The following is a 23937-nucleotide window of genomic DNA, read 5'->3' as shown; positions in this document are numbered from 1 at the left end:
GGGGTACAGGGGATGTTCATGGAGTCCTTTGAGAGTTGAAAGACGCCGCCAGCTTAAGCACCGATGTGGCCGGCGTCAGCGCGGGATTGGTTACCGGGATTTTCAATGCTTGGCTGTCTCTGCCCCGGGGTCTCGGATAGCCTTGGGGCAGATCGTGGAGGGCTAGCCGATGAGCAGCATCGACCAGGACATCGAGCGCCGGATCGCGCAGCAGGTCGCCGACTGGCAGCGTGGTGTCCGTAGCCGCGGCGCGCCGCTGGAAATCGACAGTGCCTGGCTGCAGACGCCGCCCGGCCTGCGGCTGCCGTTTCAGGTGCTCAAGAGTGCCGGCATCCCGCCGCGCGAAGTCGAATTGCTCGCTGAGCGTGCTCGCCTGCGCGAACGGCTTGAGCAATGCGCGGAGGGCGTCGAGCGGGAAGGGCTGCGCCAGCGGCTCGGCGAGCTCGAGCAACACCTGGCGTTTCGCCTGGAGGCGCTGGCGCGTTTGGGCAAGACTTGAACGAAAGACATCACGGGAGGAGACATCGGTGGCTACGGCACGGATAGGTTTCGTATCGGCCGCCCTGCTGGCGGCAGCGGTGGCGTTTGCCGGCTGGTCGGTTGGGCAGGGCGTGGAGCGGTTCCGCATGGCCGACCGTTCGGTGACGGTCAAGGGCCTGGCGGAGATGGACGTCAAGAGCGACTTCGCCATCTGGACCCTGGGCTTTCGCCGCGCAGGCAACGAGTTCGCCGAGGTACAGCGGCGGCTGGCCGAAGACCGCGAGCAGGTGGTGGCGTTCCTGCGTGAGCAGGGGTTCGCCGCGGCAGAGATCGAGGTCCGCCCGCTACAGGTGCAGGACCTGCTGGCGCGCGAATGGGGGGCGCAGGACGTGGCGCTGCGCTTCAACGGCCAGGGCCAGGTCGTGGTCAAGACCGAGCGGGTCGAAGCGGTGGCGCAGGCGGCGAATGCGGTCGATCCGCTGATTCTCGCTGGCGTGCAGCTGGATACCGAGGCCAACGGTCAGGTCGGACCGCGCTATCAACTGCGCGGCTTCAACGAACTCAAGCCGGTGCTGCTCGAGCAGGCGACCGGAAATGCGCGCGAGCAGGCCACGCGCTTCGCCGCTGATGCAGGCGCCAGGCTGGGGCAGCTGAAGAATGCGAACCAGGGCGTGATCCGGGTGATCGATGACGACGGCAGCGACATGGAGACCGGCCGAACCATCGGCAAACGCCTGCGCGTGGTCAGTACCTTCGAATACGCGCTGGATTGAGCGACGTTTCGGATCGCCGGCCGGCGGCATTATGCCGCATGCTGGCAATCGGCTATATTTTCGCTTTCCCTGACTGCGCAGCAGGTGCCCGGTGTTCAGCCCGTCGTCCAAAGGCTCCGCTTCCGGTTCGTCCGTTTCCCAGCGGGCGTTCTTTCCGCGCTTCATCGGCCTGGGCGTCGGCTTCTTCTGCGTCGCCGCGGTATTCGCCGAGGCGCCGGGCACACCGCTCTGGCTGTGGTCGCTGCTGATCGCCTTCTGCTACCTGTGGCCGGTGCTGGCCTTGTGGATCGGCCGCCGCTCGGCAGACCCGATGAAGGCCGAGCGCCGCCACGTGCTGTTCGATTCGGTGATGGGCGGCTTCTGGATCGCGGCGATCGACTTCAACACCCTGCCGACAGTGGTGATGTTCTCGATGCTGGCCATGAACAATTCGGCCGCCGGCGGCGCGCGGTTCGTCGCCCGCGGACTGCTGGCCCAGGCCGGCGGGATGCTGTTGGCATTCGCGCTGCTGGGCTTCGGCTTTGCGCCGCACACCAGCCAGCTGCAGATCTACGCCTGTATTCCCATGCTGGTGGTTCATCCACTGGTTATCGGCACGGTGCTCTACCGTCTGGCGATGCAACTGGCGCAGCACAAGCAGAGCCTGCGTGAGCTGAGCCGGATCGATGGGCTGACTGGCCTGTTCAACCGGCGCTATTGGGACGACCTGCTGCGTCTGGAGTTCGCCCAGCGTCAGGCCGATGGAGGCGCTGCGAGCCTGGCACTGATCGACGTCGATCACTTCAAGGGCATCAACGACCGCCACGGGCATGTGCTCGGCGACCTTGTCCTGCGCCAGGTCGGCCAGTGCATCGAGCGCAACCTGCGTGCAGCGGACCTGCCGGCGCGCTACGGCGGCGACGAATTCTGCATTCTGCTGCCCGGCGTGACCGCCGATCAGGCAGTGGAAATCCTGGCGCGGCTGCGCCACGAAATCGCCGCGCTGGCGTTCGCCTCCGCGCCGCAGCTGTCGGCCAGCCTCAGCGTGGGTGTGGCCGCGTTCGACCCCAGCATGGGTTCGGCGACGGACTGGCTCGAAGCGGCCGACCGGGCGCTGTATTCGGCGAAACACCAGGGTCGCGACCGGATCTGCGTCGAGCGCGCACTGCTATTGCCCGAAGCATTGCCGACGGCCTGCTGAACGCCGCTCAGCGCACTTCGCCCAGGCGGGCAAGCAGCGCCTGGGTATCGACCGCACCCATCATCCTGGCCGCCAACAGTGGCGTCGCGCCGCCGGCGTCCCGGGCCTGCGGATCAGCGCCACGGACCAGCAACCGCTCGACGATTGCGCTGCGGTTGAACATCGCGGCGATCATCAGCGCGGTGCGTCCGTCGGGCGAGGCGCCCTCAACATCGGCGCCGTGGTCGAGCAGCAGTTCGATCATCGGCAGATCGCCTTTGAAGGCCGCACCGGCCAGCGGCGTTTGCCCCCGGGCGTTACGCAGCTCGGCATCCGCGCCGCGTTCGAGCAGCAGCCGCGCGGTGTCGAGGTGGCCGTGATAGCTGGCCAGCATCAGCAGGCTGTCACCGGCATGGTTGCGCAGATTGGCTGGCAGGCCGCCGGCGAGCAGCTCACCAAGGCTCGCGCTGTCGCCCGTACGGGCGTAGTCGAACACCCGGGCAGCAAATGCAAGGGTGGCATCGTCGAGTATCGGGGTTGGCTGGGTCGGTTCGGGCATCGCGCGTTCCTGGTCTGCAGAGGCAATGCGGGGATTCTCGCAGAGCCTTCGCGGCAGGCCAGTTCATGCTCGCTATGCGTTCGATAGGGCAGCTGCATCGTGGCAGCATGCCGGGTACGACTGTGGCAGTATGCGCGCTCTGCAGGCGGGGGAAGAGGCGACATGAAGGCCGAAGACCTTGAACGGCTGGTCACCCAGGCCATGCCGTTCGGCAAGTACAAGGGGCGGGTCATCGCCGATCTGCCAGGGCATTACCTGAACTGGTTCGCCCGCGTCGGTTTTCCTCCCGGCGACATCGGACGGCTCCTGGCCTTGATGCAGGAGATCGACCACAACGGGCTCAAACCCTTGCTCGAGCCGCTGCGTCGGCGCTGATCACGGCTGCTGCGCCTTGGCGGCTTCCAGCGCCGGGGCGGCGTAGATGCCGATCTCCACAGCCAGTTGCAGGGCGCGCTCGAGATCCTGGCGGTAGACCAGCACCGCTTGCAGCTCGTCATCCAGCGGTTCGCTGAAATCCACCAGCACGTAGCCGCCTTTCTCCGGGTAGAGGCTGCCGAGCTGGACCTGGATACGGTTCAGCGCTTTCAGTGGTTCGGTTTTCGCCAGCTGCTTGGGTTTGAGAACGAACGCGACGCTCGGGCCGAACGAGGCGACGACCTGGGCGAACAGCTGCTCGTAATCGTCGGCCTGGAACAGCACGGTATCGGGCAGGCTGCCGACCACGACCCACTCGCCCAGCGGAATCGGAAAACTGTCGTCGTAGTTGACATCCGGGTTGGCCGCCAGAAACGCGGCCGGGTCGGCGTAGGCCTGGGCGGCCTCGTCGGCGATACGCTGGATCTCGGCTTCGGTCATGCAGCCGGAGCTGATCAGGCGGATCAGCTCTGCCAGTTGTTCGTTCATTGCGGGCTCCTGTGCTCGGGGCGCGCAGCATAGCGCAAGGCAGGTGGACACGCGGCAAACCGTTTGCAGATGCCCCGTGGGGTATGTAAGCGCTTTTTTTAGAACGGAAAGTTCTATCGTTATTCGTTTTCTTCCTGGGGCCGGTTCTTCGTGCTACCTTCGCCAAAGCTGCGACAAGTGGACGCAGGCCTGCGAGCCGTCTGCCGATGGGCAGCGACTGCCAATAACTCGAAACAAGCTGATGAGGTCTCTCATGAGAATCACCGAAAGCCTCCTGGCTGGGACCTGCGCATTGCTGCTGGCAATGCAGGCCCAGGCAGCCGACGGGCAGAAGATCTATGCGCAGGGAGGCGCCAATCCGGCCGCCATGGCATGCGCCACCTGCCACGGGCCGAATGCGGAGGGCATGGCGGCCGGTGGCTTCCCGCGGCTGGCGGGTCTGCCGGCCGGCTATCTGCAAAAGCAACTGGAGGATTTCCGCAGCGGTGCGCGCAGCAACCCGATCATGCAGCCGATCGCGGCAGCGCTGAGCGCGGAGGAAATGCAGGCGGTGAGCCAGACCCTGGCCGCCAAGCCGGCCGTTGCGCCTGCCCAGGCGAGCCGCGCCGATGCCGCCGAGGGTGTCGGTGCGCGCCTGGCCCTGCGCGGAGCCTGGGAGCGCAACATCCCCGAGTGCGTGTCCTGCCACGGTCCGGGCGGCAGTGGGGTCGGTGACAGCTTCCCAGCGCTGAACGGCCAGTCGGCGGCCTATCTGAGCGCGCAGCTCAACGCCTGGCGGCAGGGGACGCGCAAGAACGATCCGAACGACCTGATGGGGCATGTCGCCCGCTCGCTGACCGATGCGGAAGTCACCGCCGTATCGGAATACTTCGCCAACCTCAGCCAGTAGGAGCCGACGACCATGAAACGCTTCACTCCCGCACTGCTGGCATTGTCGGTTGCCGTGCCGGCCATCGCCGCAGACATCAAGATGGACGACCAGTCCCAGCTCACGCCCAAGGCCACCGGCCAGGTTGGTTTCCAGCCGCCATTGGAAGGCGATCTGCCGGACAATGCGTACGGCAAGCTGGTCCAGGAAGGCCGGGCCATCTTCGTCGACACGCAGAAATATGCCGCCGACTACGTGGGCAACGGCATGAACTGCACCAACTGCCACCTCGATCAGGGCCGCAAGGCCAACTCGGCGCCGCTCTGGGGCGCCTATCCGATGTATCCGGCGTATCGAAAGAAGAACAACAAGGTCAACAGCTACGCCGAGCGGGTGCAGGGCTGCTTCCAGTTCAGCATGAACGGCAAGCCGCCAGCCGCCGACAGCCACGTGATCAACGCCCTGACGGCCTACTCCTACTGGTTGTCGACTGGCGCACCGACCGGCCAGGAGCTGCCCGGCCGGGCCTATCCGGAGGTGCCGCAACCCAAGGGCGGCTACGACATCGCCAAGGGCCGCGAGGTCTATGCGGCGCAGTGCGCGGTCTGCCACGGCGACGACGGCCAGGGCCAGAAGGCCGGTGACGGCTATGTATTCCCGCCGCTGTGGGGCCGCGACTCGTTCAACTGGGGCGCCGGCATGCACCGGATCAACACCGCGGCGGCCTTCATCAAGGAAAACATGCCGCTCGGCAAGGGCCGCACGCTGAGCGACGATGAGGCGTGGAACGTCGCTGCCTTCATGAACAGCCACGAGCGCCCGCAGGACCCGCGCCTGATCGATGGCTCGATCGCCAAGACGCGCGAAAAATACCATGCCAACGATGGCGTCAATCTCTACGGCATGGAGGTGAACGGCGTGCTGCTCGGCCAGGGCATCAAGTGACCCCTGGCCAATAGCCTGCCAAACCGGGAGCGTCGTTCGACGCTCCTTTCATTTTCAGACCGCCCGGTCACCATTCGTCGTGAGAAAACCCTCAGCAAAGCGTGCAAGGTTGCGGTTTCTTTACGATTTTCATGCACAATAGCCACCACAACAGGCGCATGCATGAACCCCGTCGGCCGCGCGGCCGCGCCGTTCCGGCGTCACTACGATCAGCCAATTCCAGAGGAGCGACCGTGTACGACGTCGTGATCAGCGGTACCGGCCTTTACACCCCTGCCCACAGCATTTCCAACGAAGAGCTGGTGGCCTCCTTCAACACCTTCGTCCAGCGTCACAATGCCGAGAACGCCGCGGCCATCGAGGCCGGCGAGATGCAGCCGCTGGCCGAGTCGAGCGCGGCCTTCATCGAGAAAGCCTCAGGCATCAAAAGCCGCTTCGTCACTGACAAGGACGGCATTCTCGACCCTCAGCGCATGGTTCCGCGCATCGCCGAGCGCAGCAACGACCAGTGGTCGATCCTCTGCGAGATGTCGGTCAAGGCCGCCGAGCAGGCGCTGGCCCGCGCCGGCAAGACCGCGGCGGATATCGACGGGGTGATCGTCGCCTGCTCGAACCTGCAGCGCGCCTATCCGGCGATCGCCATCGAGGTGCAGGCGGCGCTGGGGATCAAGGGCTTCGGCTTCGACATGAACGTCGCCTGCTCCTCGGCGACATTCGGTATCCAGAACGCCGCCAACAGCATTCGCCTGGGGCAGGCGCGCGCGGTGCTGATGGTCAATCCGGAGATCTGCACCGGGCACATGAACTTCCGTGATCGCGACAGCCACTTCATCTTTGGTGACGCCTGTACCGCCGTCGTGCTCGAGCGCGCTGACCTGGCGACGTCGCCTTACCAGTGGGAAGTGCTCAGCAGCAAGCTGGCGACCGAGTTCTCCAACAACATCCGCAACAACTTCGGCTTTCTCAACCGCGCCGCAGAGGAACACAAGGACGACCCGGACAAGCTGTTCATCCAAGAAGGCCGCAAGGTGTTCAAGGAAGTCTGCCCGATGGTGGCCGAGCTGATCGGTGAGCACCTGGCCGAGAACGGCCTGCCGGTCGAGTCGGTCAAGCGCTTCTGGCTGCATCAGGCCAACCTGAACATGAACCAGCTGATCGTACGCCGCCTGCTCGGCCGCGATGCGACGGCCGATGAAGCGCCGGTGATCCTCGATACCTACGCCAACACCAGTTCGGCGGGCTCGGTGATCGCCTTCCACAAACACCAGGACGACCTGCCGGTCGGCTCCGTCGGTGTGCTGAGCTCCTTCGGTGCCGGTTATTCGATCGGCAGCGTCATTTTGCGCAAGCGCTGATCAGGCGACTGACGGCGGCTCAGACCGCCGTCAACTCACGCATCCGCGCCAGCACGGCGTTCATGCCGTTACTGCGCGAAGGCGACAGTTGGCGACCGAGGCCGAGCCGATCGAACCAGTCGGACACATCCACCGCCTCCAGCTGGGCGGCCTCCAGTCCGTTGACCCGGTCCAGCAGCACGGCCAGCAGGCCGCGCAGCAACCGTGCATCGCTGGTCGCGCGGAACTGCCAGCATCCTTCATGCCGTTCGCCGACCAGCCAGACCTGGCTTTCGCAGCCAGCCACCCGGTTGGCTTCGCTGCGCTCGTCATCCGTCAGCGGCGCCAGGCGTTCGCCACGCTGCATCAGCAGACGGGCACGCTGTTCCCAGCTGCCGGCCTGGGCGAAGTCGGCGAGGGTTTCCCTGGCGGCGGCGGGCAATTCGTTCATCGGAGCAGCTCCAGGGCGGCATCCAGCGCCGTGAACAGGCGCTGCAGATCGCTCTCGTCGTTGTACAGACCAAGGGACGCGCGGATCGCACCGCCGAGCCCGAGCGTCTTCATCAGCGGCATGGCGCAGTGGTTGCCGCTGCGCACCGCGATGCCCTGCTCGACGAGCAGGTGCGACAGGTCGGCATGGTGCACCCCCTCGACCACGAAGCTGGCCAGAGCCACCTGGGGCGAGCCGAGCAGGCGTACCCCGCGACGGGCACGCAAGCCGTCGAGCAGCTTGTGGTGAAGGGTCTGCTCATGGCTCTGCACGGCGTGGGCGTCCAGCCCGGCGAGGTAATCGAGGCTGGCGCCCAGGGCGATGACGCCGGCGATGGGCGGCGTGCCGGCCTCGAAACCCAGCGGTGCGGCGTGGAATTCGGCCTGTTCGAAATCGGCGACGCGCACCATCTCGCCGCCGAACTGCCAGTGACGAAGCTGTAGCAGCGCCTCGCCGCGGCCAAACAGGGCGCCGACCCCGTCAGGGCCGTACAGCTTGTGTGCGGAAAGCACGTAGAAGTCGCAGGCGAGCGTCTGCAGGTCATGCCGACCGTGGACCACGCCCTGCGCGCCATCGACCACGCTCAGCGCACCGTTCCGGCGCGCCAGTTCGAGCAGCGGTTGCAGCGGCTGCCAACTGCCGAGCACGTTGGACAGCTGGCTGACCGCCAACAGGCGTGTGCGTGGGCCAATCAGCCGCTGTGCGGCGTCCAGGTCGATCCGGCCGTCGGTGTCGAGTGGCAGCACCACGAGCTTCGCCCCGCGGCGCAGCGCCAACTGCTGCCAGGGCAGCAGATTGGCATGGTGCTCCAGGGCGCTGATGACGATTTCGTCGCCGGCGCCGATCAGGTGCTCCAGGCCATAGGCGAGCAGGTTGAGCGCCTCGGTGGCGCCGCGGGTGAAGACGATCTCGGTCGGGCTGCTGGCATTCAGCCATTTGGCGACCTTGATACGGCTAGCCTCGAAGGCGCGGGTCGCGCGCTCGGCGGGCTGGTGCTGGGCACGGTGAACGTTGGCGGCACCGCAGGTGTAGTAGCCGGCCAGCGCGTCGATCATCGCTTGCGGCTTCTGCGCCGTGGCGGCGCTGTCCAGGTAGACCTGGCCCTGCGCCTCCAGAACGGAGAGGGCGGGAAAGTCGGCGCGCCAGGGGGATAGCAGCATTGCGTCAGGGCCTAAGGGCGGGGCGCTGGAAGCCACGCGGCTTCGATCATCTCCAGCGCCTGGCCGCCTGGCTTCCTGCGTCGGTTTAGTTGTGCGCGTGCAGCGCTTCGTTCAGTTCGATCGCCGACTTGTGCGTCTTGCACTCCACCGCCCCGGTCTGCGAATTGCGGCGGAACAGCAGGTCGCTCTGCCCGGCCAGCTCGCGCGCCTTGACCACCTTGACCAGCTGGCCGCTCTCGTCGAGCAGGCTGACCTTGGTGCCGGCGGTGATGTACAGCCCGGATTCGACGGTGTTGCGGTCGCCCAGCGGGATGCCGATGCCGGCGTTGGCGCCGATCAGGCAGTTCTCGCCCACCGAGATGACGATGTTGCCGCCGCCGGACAGGGTGCCCATGGTCGAGCAGCCACCGCCCAGGTCCGAGCCCTTGCCGACGAACACGCCGGCCGAAACGCGCCCTTCGATCATGCCGGGGCCGGCGGTGCCAGCGTTGAAGTTGACGAAGCCCTCATGCATCACCGTGGTGCCTTCACCGATGTAGGCGCCGAGGCGAATGCGCGCGCTGTCGGCGATGCGCACACCGGCCGGCACCACGTAGTCGGTCATCTTCGGGAACTTGTCCACGGAGAACACTTCGAGCAGCTCGCCCTTCAGGCGTGCCTCGAGCTGGCGCTCCGGCAGCTCGGCCAGGTCGATGGCGCCCTGGCTGGTCCAGGCGACGTTCGGCAGCAGCGGGAAGATGCCGGTGAGGTTCAGACCGTGCGGCTGGACCAGGCGATGAGACAGCAGGTGCAGCTTGAGATAGGCCTCGGGCGTGGAGCTCAGGGCGGCATCCTGCTCGAGCAGGGTCACGACCAGCGGCCGCTGGGCCTCGGCCAGACGGGTGAGCAGGGCGTGCTGGGCGCTGCAGATCGGCTTGAGTGCGTCGGCCAACTGCGCAGCCTGGTTGATCGTGATGGCGATCGCCTGGTTACCGCCCTGATAGCCCAGCAGTGGGGCGATGGCCTGTACCAGCTCGGCCTGGGGATTGAGCAGCGGCTGGGCATAGAAGACTTCCAGCCAGGCACCTTCGCGGTTCTGGGTGCCGACACCAAAGGCCAGGCTGAAGAGGGAAGTGGTCATGCGATTGTCCTTGTCATGGCGTGCCAACGGGCACGCGGGGTCAGTTCGAGGTGGCCAGTGCGGCCGCGTAGAGGTCAGGTTTGAAGCCCACCAGGGTCCGGTCACCGAGATCGAGTACCGGCCGCTTGATCATCGAGGGCTGTGCCAGCATCAGCTCGATGGCGCGGGCCTGATCGAGATCGGCCTTCTGCGCTTCGTCGAGCTTGCGGAACGTGGTGCCTGCTCGGTTGAGAACCGTCTGCCAGCCGTGCTCTTCGCACCAGGCCTGCAGGTGTGCCCGGTCGATGCCGGCGCTCTTGTAGTCATGGAAGCTATAGTCGACTCCATGCTCGTCGAGCCAGCTGCGCGCCTTTTTCATGGTGTCGCACGCCTTGATTCCGAACAGCTTGACGGGTCCTGACATGGACGAACTCCAACTCCTGAAAAACCGGGTCGGCGATTATGCCATGCCTGTGCCGAACTGTCGGCTGCGGGCCGGTGCCGCGCCTCAGCGACCGGCCTCGCCGAGCATCTGGTCGAGGGCTTCGACATCTGCTGGGCGGACCACTCGGGCGAGCTCGACGCCGTGCTCGAGCAGGATGTAGGTCGGCCAGAGCTTGACGCGAAAGGAGCGCCCCAGCGGCCGCCCCGGTCCGTCCTCGATCTTCAGGTGGCGCAGGTTGTCCCGCCCGGCCATCGCCTGGGCCAGGAGCGGCTGTGCCGCGCGGCAATGGCCGCACCAGGGCGCGCCGAATTCAAGCAGTGTCGGTCCGTCCAGCAGATCGACGTCGGTGCGGCTCGGCTCGGTCAGGGCGTAGGTATCGGTCAGGGCCATCGGCGGGTCTCCGGTGCGGGCTCGTATTGTTGAGAACCTGTCCAGGCGCCGCGGTTCGCGGGCACGCCGAGCGTTTGCGCAGGTTCCGTTGTCCATCGGTTATCTGAAGTGAAGACGAGGTAGACCATGGCACGTAAACATTTCGAGCATTACGAGGCAATCTCCTCGGCGGTTCCGGCCGGCGATGCGTTCGAGGCGGTCATTGCGATCAAGCGTCGCGACAGCGAAGAGCAGGCCACCGTCTTCCGCCTTACCGAGGGCCGTACCTACGACCTGGCCTCCGAAGCCGACGCGGTCGCCGAGGCGGCGCTGACCAAGGTTCGCGAGGTCAGCGAAGACGGTGAGCTAATCTGGGAAGAGAACGCCATCTGAGACAAGAGGAGGCGAGCGATGAGCGAGCATGACAAGTCATCGGCGGATGTGCTCTATCCACAGCGGCCCCAGCGCGAGGAACCGAGCAAGCCCGATGTCCCCGAGCACATGAAGCCGGAGAACGTCGAGCGCCTGCGCAACTACAACAAGGACGGCATTCCGCCGGGGGTCGCCTGATCGGCGGCCGGCTGCCCGGCCGCGATCGGCTTAGAGACGCTCGATAAAAGCGCGGATGCGCTCGGCGCCTTCGATGCACTCGGCCAGTGGCGCGACCAATGCCATGCGCACGCGATCGGCGCCCGGATTGAGGCCTTCCACCTCGCGCGACAGATAGGAGCCTGGCACCACAGTGACGTGCTCCTGTTCGAACAGCTCCCGGGTGAAGCGCTGGTCATCGATTGGTGTCTTTGGCCACAGGTAGAAGCCGCCGTCGGGACGGGCCACGTCGAGGACCGGCTCGAGAATCTGCAACACCGCCTCGAACTTGGCGCGATACAGCTCACGGTTGGCGCGCACGTGGATCTCATCGTTCCAGGCGGCGGCGCTGGCCAACTGCACGTGAACCGGCATGGCGCAACCGTGATAGGTGCGATAGAGCAGGAAAGCCTTGAGGATGTCGGCGTCGCCGGCAACGAAACCGGAGCGCAGGCCCGGCAGGTTCGAGCGCTTGGACAGGCTATGGAACACCACGCAGCGCTTGAAGTCGTGCCGGCCGAGCGCGGCGCAGGCGCTGAGCAGGCCGGCCGGCGGGTTGGCTTCGTCGAAATAAAGCTCGCTGTAGCATTCGTCTGCGGCGATGACGAACTCGTGCTCATCGGCCAGGGCGATCAGCCGCTTCAGCGTCTCCAGCGGGACCAGCGCCCCGGTCGGATTGCCGGGCGAGCAGAGGAACAGGATCTGGCAGCGCTGCCAGACGTCAGTCGGCACCGCGTCGAAATCCGGGTTGAAACCGTTCTCAGCCAGGCAGGGCAGGTAGTGCGGCTGCGCACCGGCCAGCAGCGCTGCGCCTTCGTAGATCTGATAGAACGGGTTCGGGCTGACGACCAGACCTTCGTCCGCGCGGTTGACCACGGCCTGGGTGAAGGAAAACAGCGCCTCGCGCGTACCGTTGACCGGCAGCACCTGGCGTGCCGGATCGACCGCGCCGGCGGCTAGGCCGAAGCGGCGCTCGGCCCAGCCGGCGATCGCTTCGCGCAGGGCGGGCAGGCCCAGCGTGGTCGGGTAGACCGCCAGCTGCTCGAGATTGTCGGCCAGCGCGCGGGCGACGAACTCCGGCGAACGGTGCTTGGGTTCGCCAATGGACAGGGCGATGGGACGCTTGTCCGCTGGAGGCTGGGCACCGGCCAGTAGCGCGCGCAATTTCTCGAACGGGTAGGGTTGCAGCAGATTCAGGGCGTCGTTCATGGTCGCTCGTGGGCAGAGGTCGAAGCGTTTCGCTTCGCTGGAAATCAGTGGTTGCTTGCGGCGCCGAAATAGGCACAACCGCGCAGCGGCTTGGCATCGTTCAGGCGCAGCTGCGCGCTGAGATGGCTGATCGTCCCGCTGGCGCTGTCGACGCAGCGTTGGGGGGCGATCCAGAGCTCCAGGCGTTGGCCGTCGGCTTCGCTGGTAAAGCTCGCCTGCCCTCCGGGCAGCTGTTCTTCCAGATAGGGCAGCGCCAGGCGAGGCTGGTCGGGGCGCTCCAGCAGCAGACCCTGCACGTTGAGGGTGACCGTCCAGTCTGGCTCGTGCCCGCTGGCTCGGACCATCAGCTGACGAAAGCCGGGATCAGCGCAGCCGAAGCCTTCGGCCTGCAGGCGATAGACCTGGGTGGCGAGAAAGCGCTCAGGACCGGTAGAGAGTTCGCCGCGCAGGTCGGCGAACAGAGGGCGACCTTCAATCAGCGCGTCGACATCTTCCTGCAGGCCGAGCTGCTCGGAGGCACGCAATTGCAGGGCGCGAGAGCCCGTGCAGGGCGTGAAATAGAGTTGGCCCGCCTGCTCGGTCAGCATGCCTTGCAAGCGCTCGGTAGGGGGCGGTGGTGGCGACTGTGTCAGCAGCCCCTGGCAGCCGGCGATCAGCGGGACGAACAGGAGCGGCACGGCGCGAAGGCGGATCATTCAAAACACTCGCGAAGGCGAGTGGCGCAGTAGCTGCGCCACTCAGTTGCCCTTGACCGGCTGGCCGTTGACGCTGCCGTCCTGCAGCATGATCTGGTATTCCTTGCCGTCCTTTTCCACCTGATGCAGGCGGACCAGCAGATAGTCCCAATCCTTGGCGAACCAGAGAATCGTCTGGCGCTTGCTCTGGGTCGGGTCGCGCACGCGCTCGACCTTGATCGCATCGACCTGGCCGACGCGGGTACCGACCTTCTCTTCGCCCAGTACGCGGAAGTCGTAGGTTTCGATCTCGTCACCATCGACGACCTGATAGCTCATGCTTTGCTTGCCTTCGGCGACTTCGTGCTGCAGGGCCAGCTGGTAGGTGGACTTGTCCAGCAGCCCGCGGTGCAGCGCCAGTTTCACCGGATCGCCGCGGTCGCTGCCGACGACCTGCTTGGCGGCCCAGTCGAAGGTCTGCTCGACCTTCTTGCCCTTGCCCAGCCCGCTGCGGTTCAGCCGGTAGCTGTCCGGCAGAAATGTCTCGCCCTCGACGCGAAAGGTGCTGCGTTCGCTGAAGCTGGCGACCAGCATCGAGGCCTCGAAGTCCAGACGCCAGCGACCGTCGTCGAGTTTTTCCAGGCTGCGTTCGGCAGTGCCGCTGATGGGGACCTGCTTCCAGTCAGCGGTGTAGCTGGCCGAGAAGGGTTTGAGTTCCAGCGCCTGAACCGGCAAGGCGAGAACGGCGAGGGCGAGCAGCAAGGCGCGACGCATGGGATCTCCTAGGTTCTGTAGCGGTAGCCGGAGGCCGGCAGCAGTTGGCCGTCCAGCATCGCTCCTTGTTCCGCCAGGCGCAAGCGCCCCTCGGCGAACCAGCGAACGGCCAGCGGATAGATGAGGTGTTCCTGTTGATGAACGCGTTCGACGAGCGCGTCGAGGCTTTCCCCTGGGGCGATCGGGACGCCGGCCTGCAGGGCGACGGGGCCGCCGTCGAGCTCTTCGGTAACGAAATGCACGCTGCAGCCATGCTCGGGATCGCCCGCTTCCAGGGCGCGCCGGTGGGTGTCGAGACCCTTGTGGCGCGGTAGCAGCGAGGGGTGGATATTCAACAGACGGCCCCGATAGTGGCACACGAATCCGGCCGTCAGGATGCGCATGAAGCCGGCCAGTACGACGAGGTCGGGGCCGTAGGCATCCACGGCCTCGACCAGTGCCGAATCGAAGGCTTCGCGGTCGGCGTAGTCTCGATGCGAGAGCACGCGGGTTGGAATCCCGGCCGCGCGAGCCCGCTCCAGGCCGTAGGCATCGGCGCGGTTGGAAATCACCGCGACGATGCGCATTGGATTGGTCGGACCCTGGCTGTCGATCAGCGCCTGCAGATTGCTGCCGGAGCCGGAGATCAGGACGACGACGTTACAGGCCATCAGTGGCTTTTCAGGTTGTTCAGCACGACCTGATCGGCGTCTTCGGCGGCTGCGGCGATCCGACCGATGACCCAGGGCTGCTCGCCACTGGTGCGCAGGCTTTGCAGCGCAGCTTCGACCTGATCCTGGGCGACGCAGATGACCATGCCGACGCCGCAGTTGAGTACGCGGTGCATCTCGTGCTCGTCGACGTTGCCCTGCTGTTGCAGCCAGTCGAATACGGCCGGGCGGGTCCAGCTGGCCACGTCAATGACAGCCTGCGCGCCCTCGGGCAGCACGCGCGGGATGTTGTCGAGCAGGCCGCCGCCGGTGATGTGGGCCATGGCCTTGACCGCGCCGGTATCCTTGATCAGCTTGAGCAGCGGCTTGACGTAGATACGGGTTGGGGCCATCAGCAACTCGGCCAATGGCTTGCCGTCGAGCTGGATGCTCTCGATGTCGGCGCCGGCCACTTCGATGATCTTGCGGATCAGCGAATAGCCGTTGGAGTGCGGGCCGGAAGAGGGCAGCGCGATCAGGGCGTCGCCGGTGGCCACTTTCGAGCCGTCGATGATCTCGCTCTTCTCCACCACGCCGACGCAGAAACCGGCCAGATCGTAGTCCTCGCCCTCGTACATGCCGGGCATCTCGGCGGTCTCGCCACCGACCAGCGAGCAGCCGGCCAGCTCGCAACCGGCGCCGATGCCGGTGACCACGGTGGCGGCGACGTCGACGTTGAGCTTGCCGGTGGCGTAGTAGTCGAGGAAGAACAGCGGCTCGGCGCCACAGACCACCAGGTCGTTGACGCACATGGCGACCAGATCCTGGCCGATGCTGTCGTGCTTGTTCAGGTTCAGCGCCAGGCGCAGCTTGGTGCCCACGCCGTCGGTGCCAGACACCAGCACCGGCTGCTTGTAGCCGGCGGGGATTTCGCACAGGGCACCGAAGCCGCCCAGGCCTCCCATCACTTCGGGACGGGCAGTGCGCTTGGCTACGCCCTTGATGCGCTCGACCAGCGCTTCACCTGCGTCGATGTCGACGCCTGCGTCCTTGTAGCTGAGGGAGGGTTGCTTGCTCATAGAATCCGGGCCTGTGCGGAAGGGGCGATGATCGACCGGTCGGGCGTGGCGCATGGCGCCGACTGGGCCCGTCTGCATTGCCTGCAGCCAGTCTGCGGAAAGCGCGCGATTTTAGCAGGCTTGCCCGGCAGCGGCCATGCTTCATGCACCCGGCTGGGTGGGGCTCGACGCAGCAGGAAAAGCACGCGAGGGCTTGGTTGTCGCGCCGGGGTCGGCTGTTTAAGGTATAGCCCTTCCATCCATGCCAGCGCGCGCTGGCCCGTCGCGAGTATCTCCCATGCGCCTTGTGTCACGCGTCCTAGCTTCCTGTCTCGCCCTGGTCGCGTTATCCGCGTCGGCCGAACCCGTGCAGCGGCTGTATCAGGTGCGCGAGCCGGTCGCCAGCCAGCAGCCGGCCGAACGGAGCCAGGCTCTGCAACGTGCCTTCGACACGCTGCTGCTGCGTTTAACCGGCAGCACCGAGGCGCTGGAGAAGCCAGCGGTTGCGGCATTGCGCAACGATCCGCAGCAGTTGGTCAGTAAATACGGCTACGAGAACGATCGCCTGGTCGTCGAGTTCGATCCGGCCACCACCGAGCGTCAGCTGCGCGAGGCGGGTGTGTCGTTATGGGGCTTCGACCGACCACTGGTGTTGACCTGGTGGCTCGATGAGACACCCGAGGGCTCGCAGCTCGTGGCGGGCGGGCAGGGCGCCGTCCAGGAGCTGCAGGATGCTGCGCAGCATCGTGGTCTACCGCTGATGCTGCCGATTGCCGACCTCGGCGAGCAGTTGATGGCCACCCCCGAAGCCTTCGCTGGCAAGGCGCTCGAGGCCGTGCGGGAACCCTCGGAGCGCTACGATGCCGATGTCGTGCTGGCAGTGCATGCCAAACAGACCGACACCGGCTGGCAGGCCGACTGGGCGTTGGCCCAGGACGGGGCGAGCAGCTCGGGCGAGGCGAAGGGGGACAGCCGCGCGGCCGTGGCGGATGCGGTGATGCTGGCGGTTGCCCGCTATCTTGCACCGCATTATGTAGTCGCAGCTGGCGCCGCGGAGGAGCTGACGCTGGAAGTGCTTGGCGCCGATGTGTCGCGGTTCGCCGAACTCGAGCGGCTGCTCCAGCCGTTCTCGGCGCGGCTGGTCGAGGTGGCCGACGATCGGCTGATCTACCGGCTCAGGGCTTCGCCGGATCAACTTCGCGCGCAGATGGCCCTGGCACGTCTGAGCGAGGTTCCTGCCGATGAGCTGCCGTCAGAGCCCGCGGTATCGCCTGATGCGGTTGGCGACGGTGCTGCCGAGGGCTCTCAGGAGGGCGAGCCTGCGCCTGCCGCGGCTGGTCCGGCGCCCGGCACGGTGTTGCGCTTTCGCTGATGTGCAGCCGCCTCGTTGGCGCTGCTGGAATCTGACTGACCGGAGCCAAGGATGACGATCGCTTCTTCGAACCGCTGGTTGTGGCTGGCGGTGCTTCTGCTGTGTGGCGTACTGATCTATCTGCTCTCGCCGATTCTCTCGCCGTTTCTGGTGGGCATGTTGCTGGCGTATCTGGGTGACCCCCTCGTCGATCGCCTCGAACGCTGGAGATTTTCGCGCACCTGGGGTGTCATTGCCGTGTTCGCGCTGTTCAGTCTGCTGCTGCTGGTGTTGTTGCTGGTGCTGCTGCCGATGCTGGGCAAGCAACTGGTGCGCCTCTACGAACTGACGCCGCAGGCGCTGGATTGGCTGCAGCACGATGCACTGCCCTGGGTGCAGGTGCAGATGGGGCTGGAAGCCGACTTCTGGCGCTTCGACCAGCTGAAGGCTGCGCTGTCCGGGCACCTGGGCAGTACTACCGATCTTGTCAGTGGCATCCTCAGCCGTGCGACTGCTTCCAGCCTGGCGCTGCTGGCCTGGCTCGGCAACCTGCTGCTGATTCCGGTGGTGTGCTTTTACCTGCTGCGCGACTGGGATCACATCATGGCCAGGTTGCGCAGCCTGCTGCCGCGCCGGCAGGAGCCGGTGATCGTCGCCCTGTTGGGCGAGTGTCATGAGGTCATCGGGGCGTTTCTGCGCGGGCAGTTGCTGGTGATGCTGGCGCTCGCGGTGGTCTATGCGGTGGGGCTGATGCTGGTCGGGCTGGAACTTGGCCTGCTGATCGGCGTGCTGGCCGGGCTGGCGAGCATCGTGCCCTACATGGGCTTCGTGGTCGGCATCGGTGCGGCGGTGGTGGCCGCGCTGTTCCAGTTCGGGCTCGAGCCATATCCGCTGCTGGGTGTCGCCGCGGTCTTCACGGTTGGGCAGATGCTCGAAGGCATGCTGCTCACCCCCTTGCTGGTGGGTGACCGAATCGGCCTGCATCCGGTAGCGGTCATCTTCGCGGTGCTCGCCGGGGGCCAGCTGTTCGGCTTCGTCGGCGTCCTGCTTGCCTTGCCGGTGGCCGCGGTGGTTATGGTTGTGCTGCGCCATGTACATGATCTCTATAAACTGTCCGACCTTTACGCAGAGCCCGCCGGGCCACCGGTCGATCCCCATCCATGAAACCTATCCAGCTGCCCCTGGGCGTGCGCCTTCGTGACGATGCCACCTTTGCCAACTTCTATCCGGGTGCCAATGCCGCGGCGCTGGGCTATGTCGAAAGGCTCTGCTCCCCGGCGGCCAGTTGGTCGGATGAGCTGATTTACCTGTGGGGCCGATCCGGTACCGGACGCAGCCATCTGCTGCAGGCAGCTTGCCTGCGTGTCGAGGAGCGCGGTGAGATGGCGGTGTACCTGCCGCTGGGCGAGGTCGCCAGTTATGGGCCGGCATTGCTCGATGGGTTGGAGCAGAGTGATCTGGTCTGCCTCGATGACCTGCAGGCCGTGGCCGGCGATCCGGTCTGGGAAGAGGCACTGTTTCACCTGTTCAACCGATTGCGCGACAGCGGCCGCCGGTTGCTGCTCGCGGCCGATGCGGCGCCGCGTGAGTTGCCGGTTCGCCTGGCCGATCTGCAATCGCGCCTCAGCCTGGCGCTGGTCTTCCAACTGCAACCGCTCTCGGACGAGGACAAGTTGCGCGCCCTGCAACTACGAGCATCACGACGCGGCCTGAACCTGCCGGACGACGTCGGCCGCTTCATTCTCACCCGTGGCGCGCGCAGCATGAGCGCCCTGTTCGAGCTGCTCGACCAGCTCGACCAGGCCTCGCTGCAGGCCCAGCGCAAGCTGACGATTCCCTTTCTCAAAGAGACATTGGGTTGGTAACGCGCCGCACCGGGACCGAGCGGGCGGGACGGATGGACCGATGAGGCGAGAGAGATGATCCGCAGTGCCAACGACGACGACACGCAGGCCATCCTGGATATCTGGCTGGCGGCCTCCATTGCCGCGCACGATTTCGTTCCGGCTGAGTTCTGGCGTGCCCAGCTCGATGACATGCGCACGCGCTATCTGCCCGCTTCGCAGGTGTTCGTCTATGAGCAGGAGGGGCGTGTGGTCGGCTTCCATGCGCTCAGCGGCCATACGCTGGCGGCCTTGTTCGTTCAGCCTGAGTGGCAGGGGCGGGGCATCGGCACGGCGCTGCTGAGCCATGCCAGGCGCCTGCGCGGCGAGCTGACGCTATCGGTCTATCTGGCCAACCAGCCCAGCGTACAGTTCTACCTGGCGCAGGGCTTCGAGACGGTGTGCCAGCGGGTCGATGCACACACCGGGCAGCTTGAGTGGCTCATGCGAGCGAGGCCGATCGACTAGGTCAGGCGGCGCACAGGCCTGGCGCCGCGAAACAGCGCCAGGCTCGCGGTCAGCTTTCCCCAGCCAGCCGACGGTCCAATTGCGACTTCCAGCGTGTATACAGCAGAGCGCTGCAGAACAATACGAGGCTGACCAGTGCCTCGGCCCAGCCATACAGGCTGCGCGCCGGGTCGAAGGCTGCCAGCACACCGCGGATGAAGTACAAGTTGACCACGAAGCACAGCCAGGCATGTGCGCGTGCGTGACCGAGCAGCACGCCCGGCGCGACGATCAGCAGCGGGATCAGGAGGATGCTAAGCACCACCCATGTCCGCGCGCCGTGCAGGTCGGCGAACACCCCGTTCCAGATGCCGACCAACAGAAACAACGCCAGGTAGCTGAGCAGGCTGACCGCGCGGACGACACGGACCCGGGGCTCGAGCCACGCTTGCGCGGGCAGCGGCTTGTTCTTTCTAGCCACGTGACGTCTCCAGCATGCTTGCGGTACGGGCCAGGCGTTCGCCAAGTGCCCGGCACAGGGTGATTTCGTGTTCGTCCAGCGGCCGCTTGCCGTCGGCACCGGCGAAATGGCTGGCGCCATAGGGCGTGCCGCCACCTCGTGTTTCCAACAATGCGCTTTCGCTATACGGCAGGCCCATCAGCAACATGCCGTGGTGCAGCAATGGCAGCAGCATGGAAAGCAGGGTGCTTTCCTGTCCGCCGTGCAGGCTCGAGGTCGAGGTGAACACGGCGCCCGGCTTGCCGACCAGTTCGCCCGTCAGCCAGAGGTTGCTGGTGCCGTCGAGAAAGTATTTGAGCGGTGCGGCCATATTGCCGAAACGGGTCGGGCTACCGAGCGCCAGGCCAGCGCAGTGACGCAGGTCATCCTGGGTGACGTACAGCGCTCCGCTGTCCGGAATTGCCGGCGCGACCGCTTCGCATTCGGTGGATACGGCCGGTACGGTGCGCAAACGCGCCTCCAGGCCGGCACGTTCGACGCCGCGAGCGATCTGCCGTGCCATTTCGGCAGTCGCCCCGTGGCGGCTGTAGTACAGCACCAGGATGTAGGGCGCGCTCATGCCAGCAACTCCAGCACCTTTTCCGGCGGCCGGCCGATCACAGCCTTGTCACCGGCGATCAGGATCGGCCGCTCGATCAGCCGTGGATGGCGGGCCATGGCTGCGATGATCTGCGCGTCGGTCAGCGCCGTGTCGGCGAGACCAAGGCTCTGGTATTCCTCTTCGCCCGTACGCAGCAGCTGCCGAGCCGAGAGGCCGAGCTTGGCCAGAAGCGCATGCAGCTCGGCTTCGCTCGGCGGCGTGTCCAGATAGCGCACGACGGTGGGCTGCATGCCGCGCGCCTGAAGCAGCTCGAGCGCGCCGCGCGATTTCGAGCAGCGCGGATTGTGGTAGAGGATCAGATCGGTCATTTCGGTTGCGTCCGGCCGGTGAGGGCGGCCATTCTAACCTCCACCGGGCGGCGCGCCGAAACCCGGCTGCATGGACAGCAGGGGATTTCGAGGCCGTCCGCAACGACAGCAAGGCGAAGAGGACTGCATTTGCGCTTCGACAAACTGATGGAGTTCGGACGTTTTCTGCTACGGCGCTTTCTCGCGGATCGAGGCCCGCACAGCGCCGCGGCGCTGACCTACACCACCTTGTTCGCCGTGGTGCCGATGATGACGGTGACCTTCGCGATGCTGTCGGTGATACCCGCGTTCCATGGCGTCGGCGAGCAGATCCAACTGTTCATTTTTCGCAACTTCATCCCCTCGACGGGTGCGACCATCCAGGAATACCTGGTTGCTTTCTCCACTCAGGCCCGCCAGCTGACCTGGTTTGGCGTTGGTCTGCTGATGGCCACAGCGCTGACCATGCTGCTGACCATCGAGAAGGCGTTCAACACCATCTGGCGGGTCCGTCAGCCCAGGCGGGGGATATCGAGCTTTCTGCTGTATTGGGCGATTCTCAGCCTTGGCCCCTTGCTACTCGGTGCGGCCTTCGCCACCAGCACCTACCTCACTTCGCTGACCCTGCTCTCCGGGCCGCACGCGATCATCGGTGCCAGCGCGTTGCTCAAGGTCATGCCATTGCTGCTCAGCGTGGCGGCCTTCACGCTCATCTATGCTGCGGTGCCGAACACCCGGGTACCGCTCAAGCACGCGCTGGTGGGCGGCTCCTTCACAGCGCTGCTGTTCGAGGCCGCAAAGCAGCTGTTTGGCCTTTATGTCAGTTATTTTCCCAGCTATCAGCTGATCTACGGGGCTTTCGCCACGGTGCCGCTGTTCCTGCTGTGGATCTACCTGTCCTGGATGATCGTGCTATTCGGCGCCGAGCTGGTCTGTGGGTTGTCCTCATCGGCCGAATGGCGTCGGCGTCGGCTTCCCAAGCTGGCACTGCTTCTGGTGTTGCTACGCATCCTCTACGCGCGCCAGCAGGAGGGACGTGATCTTGACCTGCGCGGTCTGCGTAAAGCGGGCTGGTCGCTGCCGAATGACGAGTGGGATGAGCTGATCGGCTTCCTTGAGTCCGAACAGCTGGTCACGCGTACCGGCAGCGGCGGCTGGGTCCTGTGCCGCGATCTCGGTGGCTACGAGATGCAGCAGCTGATGCGCAACAACCCATGGCCGGTCAATGACCCCGAAGCGCTCGGCCAGCCACTCGATGAGCCGTGGTATGTCCCGCTGCGGCAGGCATTGGCGAGCCTGCGCCAGGAGCAGGCTCGGCTGTTCGGCGGCAGCCTGGCCAGCTGGCTGCGCGGTGAGGGTGACGAAAAACGTCAGTAGGTGAATGTGCGTGCCAATCGATAGCCCGTCTGACCGGTCGGGTATGCCCGTGGCTGCGTGGCGCGTGGGCGGTTCCGGGCGGTGGCACGGATCTCGCTATGCATCATGCGAGAAGTGGAGGACGGCCTATGGACAGCAAATGCGGCAAGGTGATTCATCTGCACCGGCGAGCGCCGGAGGCGGCATTGGAGGCGCTCAATCGACTGACCGGGTTGCGCTTCAGTCACTGGCCTGAATCGCTGGTCGAGCGTCCGCCCGAGGGCGGACGCGCCATGGAGGATAGACCGACCGCGCGCGTGGAGCAGGCGGTCGGTTAGTCAGGCCTGAACCTGCAACTGGGTGGGCTCGGCCGGGGCGGCGGGTTGCGCGAAGAGCTCGTCGACGGTCACTGCGTTCAGCTCGTAGATCGAGCGGGCCACGATTTGCAGCTCCTCAATGCTATGCCTGACCGGCAGGTTGGCGACACCTGACAGCAGTATCTTGCCCACCTGATCGACGCGACCATGATCGATCGCCACCTCGCGCACCGTATTTCCATCCCGATAACGTGCCAGTAGCGACAGGCTGCGACCTATCTGTCCGGGCAGTTGCAGCCAGGCTGCGACATTGAATTCGGCCACCTTGCCGTCATGCGTCGTCAACACGAGCGTGGCTTGTTGAACAATGCGAGCGGGTACGGTCCCGACGAGTTTCTCGTATTGCTTGGACATGGCGCAGGTTACCGATTCGTTGGAGAAGGCCGAATTATAAGCAGTGCCTTGAGAGCAAACTGTGAGCGTTGCCGTGGGCTCCCGTGACCGGACTCGCAGATCGAGTGCCGGGCTGGCGCCTCGCGCTCGCAGAGGTCGCCAAGCGAGCACGGCGGCGGCACAATCGGGCCTTCGTTCGCTGTTGTAAATGAGGCAAGGCATGAAGCGCATCATCACCCTTACCGTGCTCTCGCTGGCAGTGCTGCTCGGTGGCTGCGACGCAGATTGGGGTGTCGATCAGCATGGTCGGCCCGTTGCCTCCGATGATCTGGATGGGCGCTGGCTGGTGATCAATTACTGGGCCGAGTGGTGCGCACCCTGCCGCACCGAGGTGCCCGAGTTGAATCGGCTGGCCAGTACTCGACCGGATGTTGCCGTTCTAGGGGTGAATTTCGACGAGCTGCGTGGCGAGCAGCTGGCCCAGGCGGTAGAAGCCTTGGGCATACGCTTCCGGGTGTTGAGCGAGGATCCCGCCGAGCGGCTGGGGCTCGAGCGCAGTCCGGTCTTGCCGGTGACCTATCTGGTCGACACGCAGGGCAAGGTCCGCGAGCGCCTGGTCGGCGAACAAAGTGCCGATGGCCTGCTGGCCCGCATCGAACAACTTGGCGGTGCTGATTGACGCCTAGGGCCGCACATACCAGAAGTCCTGCCAGAAGCCGATCACCCTGGCCGGGTAGTGATCTTTGCCGAGACTGCCGTTGTAGCGGGCCAACGCTCGACGCAGGTCACCATTCTCGCGCTTCAGGTAGTAGCTGAGGATGGTGCATCCGTAACGCAGGTTGGTGGCGTTGTCGGTCAGGTTATCCTGCGGCCGACCGAGCTCGGCTTTCCAGAACGGCATCACTTGCATCATGCCCTGTGCGCCAACGCTCGAAATAGCGAAGCGGTCGAAGCGGCTCTCGGCATGGATCAGAGCGACGACCAGGTCGGGGCGCAGTCCGGCGCGGGTTGCCTCGCGGTGCACAAGTCGTAGGAGTTCGAGACGCTCTTCGGCGTCTGGAACGAAACGCTTAAGGCGGGTCGACATATCCAGCAGCCAGACCTCCGCTTCGAAGCGGTCCTGGAAGCTGTCCGCCTCGGCGACGGTTTGCTGCAGGAGCTGGCGCAGCTCCGGCTCGGGTGCCTGGCGCAGGCTGGCAGCGGCGGGGCACGCCAGGACCAACAGCAGAAGCAGAGGGCATCCATGCCGCTTCATCGACCGTGCAC

The 23937-nt window shown here is 65.6% G+C and carries 33 protein-coding genes; 16 read left to right on the top strand and 17 right to left on the bottom strand.

The genetic code is table 11. From position 1 onward, the window contains the following. Positions 1-169: 169 nt before the first annotated feature. The 3 genes from CL52_RS13820 (at position 170) to CL52_RS13810 (ending at position 2433) form a co-directional block, all read left to right on the top strand. Entirely contained in the window at positions 170-499 is a 330-nt protein-coding gene (locus CL52_RS13820; RefSeq protein ID WP_041106663.1) for a DUF1992 domain-containing protein, read from the top strand. A 28-nt stretch (positions 500-527) separates the two neighbouring features. Then, the gene (locus CL52_RS13815; RefSeq protein WP_043221314.1) at positions 528-1253 is read left to right on the top strand and encodes an SIMPL domain-containing protein; all 726 of its coding nucleotides are present in this window, start codon (positions 528-530) and stop codon (positions 1251-1253) included. Positions 1254-1344: 91 nt separating this feature from the next. After that, entirely contained in the window at positions 1345-2433 is a 1089-nt protein-coding gene (locus CL52_RS13810; RefSeq protein WP_043221313.1) for a diguanylate cyclase, read from the top strand. A gap of 7 nt (positions 2434-2440) precedes the next feature. On the opposite strand, the gene CL52_RS13805 is transcribed toward CL52_RS13810, so the two are convergent. Continuing rightward, complete coding sequence (locus CL52_RS13805) at positions 2441-2971, bottom strand: ankyrin repeat domain-containing protein (RefSeq protein ID WP_043221312.1); 531 nt, start codon at positions 2969-2971, stop codon at positions 2441-2443. A gap of 162 nt (positions 2972-3133) precedes the next feature. On the opposite strand from CL52_RS13805, the gene CL52_RS13800 reads away from it, so the two are divergent. Beyond that, positions 3134-3346 (top strand): DUF3820 family protein, encoded by a 213-nt coding sequence (locus tag CL52_RS13800; protein WP_041106655.1) that lies wholly within the window; start codon positions 3134-3136, stop codon positions 3344-3346. Here the strand turns inward: CL52_RS13800 and CL52_RS13795 are convergent, their stop codons facing one another. Continuing rightward, positions 3347-3874, bottom strand: coding sequence for a hypothetical protein (locus tag CL52_RS13795; RefSeq protein ID WP_041106653.1), 528 nt, complete (start codon positions 3872-3874; stop codon positions 3347-3349). It lies immediately after the preceding gene. 253 nt (positions 3875-4127) lie between these two features. Here CL52_RS13795 and CL52_RS13790 point away from each other — a divergent pair, with 253 nt between their 5' ends. The 3 genes from CL52_RS13790 (at position 4128) to CL52_RS13780 (ending at position 7042) form a co-directional block, all read left to right on the top strand. Continuing rightward, positions 4128-4763, top strand: coding sequence for a c-type cytochrome (locus CL52_RS13790; protein ID WP_043221309.1), 636 nt, complete (start codon positions 4128-4130; stop codon positions 4761-4763). Between the two features lie 12 nt (positions 4764-4775). After that, the gene (locus CL52_RS13785) at positions 4776-5687 is read left to right on the top strand and encodes a c-type cytochrome (RefSeq protein ID WP_043221307.1); all 912 of its coding nucleotides are present in this window, start codon (positions 4776-4778) and stop codon (positions 5685-5687) included. Between the two features lie 233 nt (positions 5688-5920). Beyond that, a complete protein-coding gene (locus CL52_RS13780) occupies positions 5921-7042 on the top strand; it encodes a beta-ketoacyl-ACP synthase III (protein WP_043221305.1) in 1122 nt (373 codons plus the stop codon). A gap of 19 nt (positions 7043-7061) precedes the next feature. Here the strand turns inward: CL52_RS13780 and CL52_RS13775 are convergent, their stop codons facing one another. The 5 genes from CL52_RS13775 to CL52_RS13755 all read right to left on the bottom strand — a co-directional run bounded on the left by CL52_RS13775 (position 7062) and on the right by CL52_RS13755 (position 10605). Next, positions 7062-7472 carry a SufE family protein gene (locus CL52_RS13775; protein WP_043221302.1) on the bottom strand — a complete coding sequence of 137 codons (411 nt, stop codon included), beginning with the start codon at positions 7470-7472 and terminating at the stop codon, positions 7062-7064. Next, positions 7469-8671, bottom strand: coding sequence for an aminotransferase class V-fold PLP-dependent enzyme (locus CL52_RS13770; protein WP_043221300.1), 1203 nt, complete (start codon positions 8669-8671; stop codon positions 7469-7471). The genes CL52_RS13775 and CL52_RS13770 overlap by 4 nt, the downstream gene beginning before the upstream one ends. An 85-nt stretch (positions 8672-8756) precedes the next feature. Further along, entirely contained in the window at positions 8757-9791 is a 1035-nt protein-coding gene (dapD, locus tag CL52_RS13765; RefSeq protein ID WP_041110643.1) for a 2,3,4,5-tetrahydropyridine-2,6-dicarboxylate N-succinyltransferase, read from the bottom strand. A gap of 40 nt (positions 9792-9831) precedes the next feature. Next, complete coding sequence (locus CL52_RS13760) at positions 9832-10194, bottom strand: ArsC family reductase (RefSeq protein WP_043221298.1); 363 nt, start codon at positions 10192-10194, stop codon at positions 9832-9834. A gap of 84 nt (positions 10195-10278) precedes the next feature. Continuing rightward, positions 10279-10605, bottom strand: coding sequence for a thioredoxin family protein (locus CL52_RS13755; protein ID WP_043221296.1), 327 nt, complete (start codon positions 10603-10605; stop codon positions 10279-10281). Between the two features lie 126 nt (positions 10606-10731). On the opposite strand from CL52_RS13755, the gene CL52_RS13750 reads away from it, so the two are divergent. Then, a complete protein-coding gene (locus tag CL52_RS13750) occupies positions 10732-10977 on the top strand; it encodes a hypothetical protein (RefSeq protein WP_041110649.1) in 246 nt (81 codons plus the stop codon). 18 nt (positions 10978-10995) lie between these two features. After that, a complete protein-coding gene (locus CL52_RS21240; protein ID WP_158002205.1) occupies positions 10996-11154 on the top strand; it encodes a hypothetical protein in 159 nt (52 codons plus the stop codon). 30 nt (positions 11155-11184) lie between these two features. On the opposite strand, the gene dapC is transcribed toward CL52_RS21240, so the two are convergent. The 5 genes from dapC to purM are packed head-to-tail and all read right to left on the bottom strand — an operon-like array spanning position 11185 to position 15537. Beyond that, positions 11185-12381 (bottom strand): succinyldiaminopimelate transaminase, encoded by a 1197-nt coding sequence (dapC, locus tag CL52_RS13745; protein WP_043221294.1) that lies wholly within the window; start codon positions 12379-12381, stop codon positions 11185-11187. Between the two features lie 44 nt (positions 12382-12425). Beyond that, positions 12426-13076, bottom strand: a complete 651-nt coding sequence (locus tag CL52_RS13740; protein WP_043221291.1) for a COG3650 family protein — start codon at positions 13074-13076, stop codon at positions 12426-12428. Between the two features lie 42 nt (positions 13077-13118). Next, positions 13119-13829, bottom strand: a complete 711-nt coding sequence (locus CL52_RS13735; RefSeq protein ID WP_041110655.1) for a DUF3108 domain-containing protein — start codon at positions 13827-13829, stop codon at positions 13119-13121. 8 nt (positions 13830-13837) lie between these two features. Then, entirely contained in the window at positions 13838-14479 is a 642-nt protein-coding gene (purN, locus tag CL52_RS13730) for a phosphoribosylglycinamide formyltransferase (protein WP_043221288.1), read from the bottom strand. Further along, a complete protein-coding gene (gene purM, locus CL52_RS13725) occupies positions 14479-15537 on the bottom strand; it encodes a phosphoribosylformylglycinamidine cyclo-ligase (protein WP_043221281.1) in 1059 nt (352 codons plus the stop codon). The genes purN and purM overlap by 1 nt, the downstream gene beginning before the upstream one ends. 277 nt (positions 15538-15814) lie before the next feature. Between purM and CL52_RS13720 the strand changes: the two genes are divergently transcribed. The 4 genes from CL52_RS13720 to CL52_RS13705 are packed head-to-tail and all read left to right on the top strand — an operon-like array spanning position 15815 to position 19218. Beyond that, positions 15815-16888 (top strand): DUF2066 domain-containing protein, encoded by a 1074-nt coding sequence (locus CL52_RS13720; protein WP_043221280.1) that lies wholly within the window; start codon positions 15815-15817, stop codon positions 16886-16888. A 51-nt stretch (positions 16889-16939) separates the two neighbouring features. Next, positions 16940-18031, top strand: a complete 1092-nt coding sequence (locus CL52_RS13715) for an AI-2E family transporter (protein WP_041110662.1) — start codon at positions 16940-16942, stop codon at positions 18029-18031. Then, positions 18028-18732, top strand: a complete 705-nt coding sequence (hda, locus tag CL52_RS13710) for a DnaA regulatory inactivator Hda (protein ID WP_041110664.1) — start codon at positions 18028-18030, stop codon at positions 18730-18732. The genes CL52_RS13715 and hda overlap by 4 nt, the downstream gene beginning before the upstream one ends. Before the next feature lie 54 nt (positions 18733-18786). Beyond that, positions 18787-19218 (top strand): GNAT family N-acetyltransferase, encoded by a 432-nt coding sequence (locus CL52_RS13705; RefSeq protein WP_043221277.1) that lies wholly within the window; start codon positions 18787-18789, stop codon positions 19216-19218. Positions 19219-19267: 49 nt separating this feature from the next. On the opposite strand, the gene CL52_RS13700 is transcribed toward CL52_RS13705, so the two are convergent. From CL52_RS13700 to arsC, 3 genes are read right to left on the bottom strand one after another with little or no spacing between them, the layout of a single operon-like run. Continuing rightward, a complete protein-coding gene (locus tag CL52_RS13700) occupies positions 19268-19678 on the bottom strand; it encodes a DUF2069 domain-containing protein (protein ID WP_041110668.1) in 411 nt (136 codons plus the stop codon). After that, a complete protein-coding gene (gene wrbA, locus CL52_RS13695; protein ID WP_043221275.1) occupies positions 19671-20276 on the bottom strand; it encodes an NAD(P)H:quinone oxidoreductase in 606 nt (201 codons plus the stop codon). The genes CL52_RS13700 and wrbA overlap by 8 nt, the downstream gene beginning before the upstream one ends. Further along, entirely contained in the window at positions 20273-20626 is a 354-nt protein-coding gene (gene arsC, locus CL52_RS13690) for an arsenate reductase (glutaredoxin) (protein WP_043221274.1), read from the bottom strand. Before arsC ends, wrbA begins: the two co-directional genes overlap by 4 nt. 147 nt (positions 20627-20773) lie before the next feature. Between arsC and CL52_RS13685 the strand changes: the two genes are divergently transcribed. After that, positions 20774-21982 carry a YihY family inner membrane protein gene (locus tag CL52_RS13685; protein WP_052264629.1) on the top strand — a complete coding sequence of 403 codons (1209 nt, stop codon included), beginning with the start codon at positions 20774-20776 and terminating at the stop codon, positions 21980-21982. A 128-nt stretch (positions 21983-22110) separates the two neighbouring features. Further along, a complete protein-coding gene (locus tag CL52_RS13680) occupies positions 22111-22299 on the top strand; it encodes a hypothetical protein (RefSeq protein WP_043221273.1) in 189 nt (62 codons plus the stop codon). Here CL52_RS13680 and CL52_RS13675 read toward each other — a convergent pair whose 3' ends face one another. Continuing rightward, positions 22300-22692, bottom strand: coding sequence for a hypothetical protein (locus CL52_RS13675; protein WP_043221272.1), 393 nt, complete (start codon positions 22690-22692; stop codon positions 22300-22302). 199 nt (positions 22693-22891) lie between these two features. Here CL52_RS13675 and CL52_RS13670 point away from each other — a divergent pair, with 199 nt between their 5' ends. Then, positions 22892-23350 (top strand): TlpA family protein disulfide reductase, encoded by a 459-nt coding sequence (locus tag CL52_RS13670; RefSeq protein WP_043221270.1) that lies wholly within the window; start codon positions 22892-22894, stop codon positions 23348-23350. A gap of 3 nt (positions 23351-23353) precedes the next feature. Here CL52_RS13670 and CL52_RS13665 read toward each other — a convergent pair whose 3' ends face one another. Further along, a complete protein-coding gene (locus CL52_RS13665) occupies positions 23354-23926 on the bottom strand; it encodes a lytic transglycosylase domain-containing protein (protein WP_043221268.1) in 573 nt (190 codons plus the stop codon). Positions 23927-23937: the final 11 nt, after the last annotated feature.

Source organism: Stutzerimonas balearica DSM 6083 (assembly GCF_000818015.1).
Lineage (GTDB): Bacteria > Pseudomonadota > Gammaproteobacteria > Pseudomonadales > Pseudomonadaceae > Stutzerimonas > Stutzerimonas balearica.
Note: the sequence above shows the minus strand (reverse complement) of the source record. Positions and strands in the feature narration are given on the sequence as shown.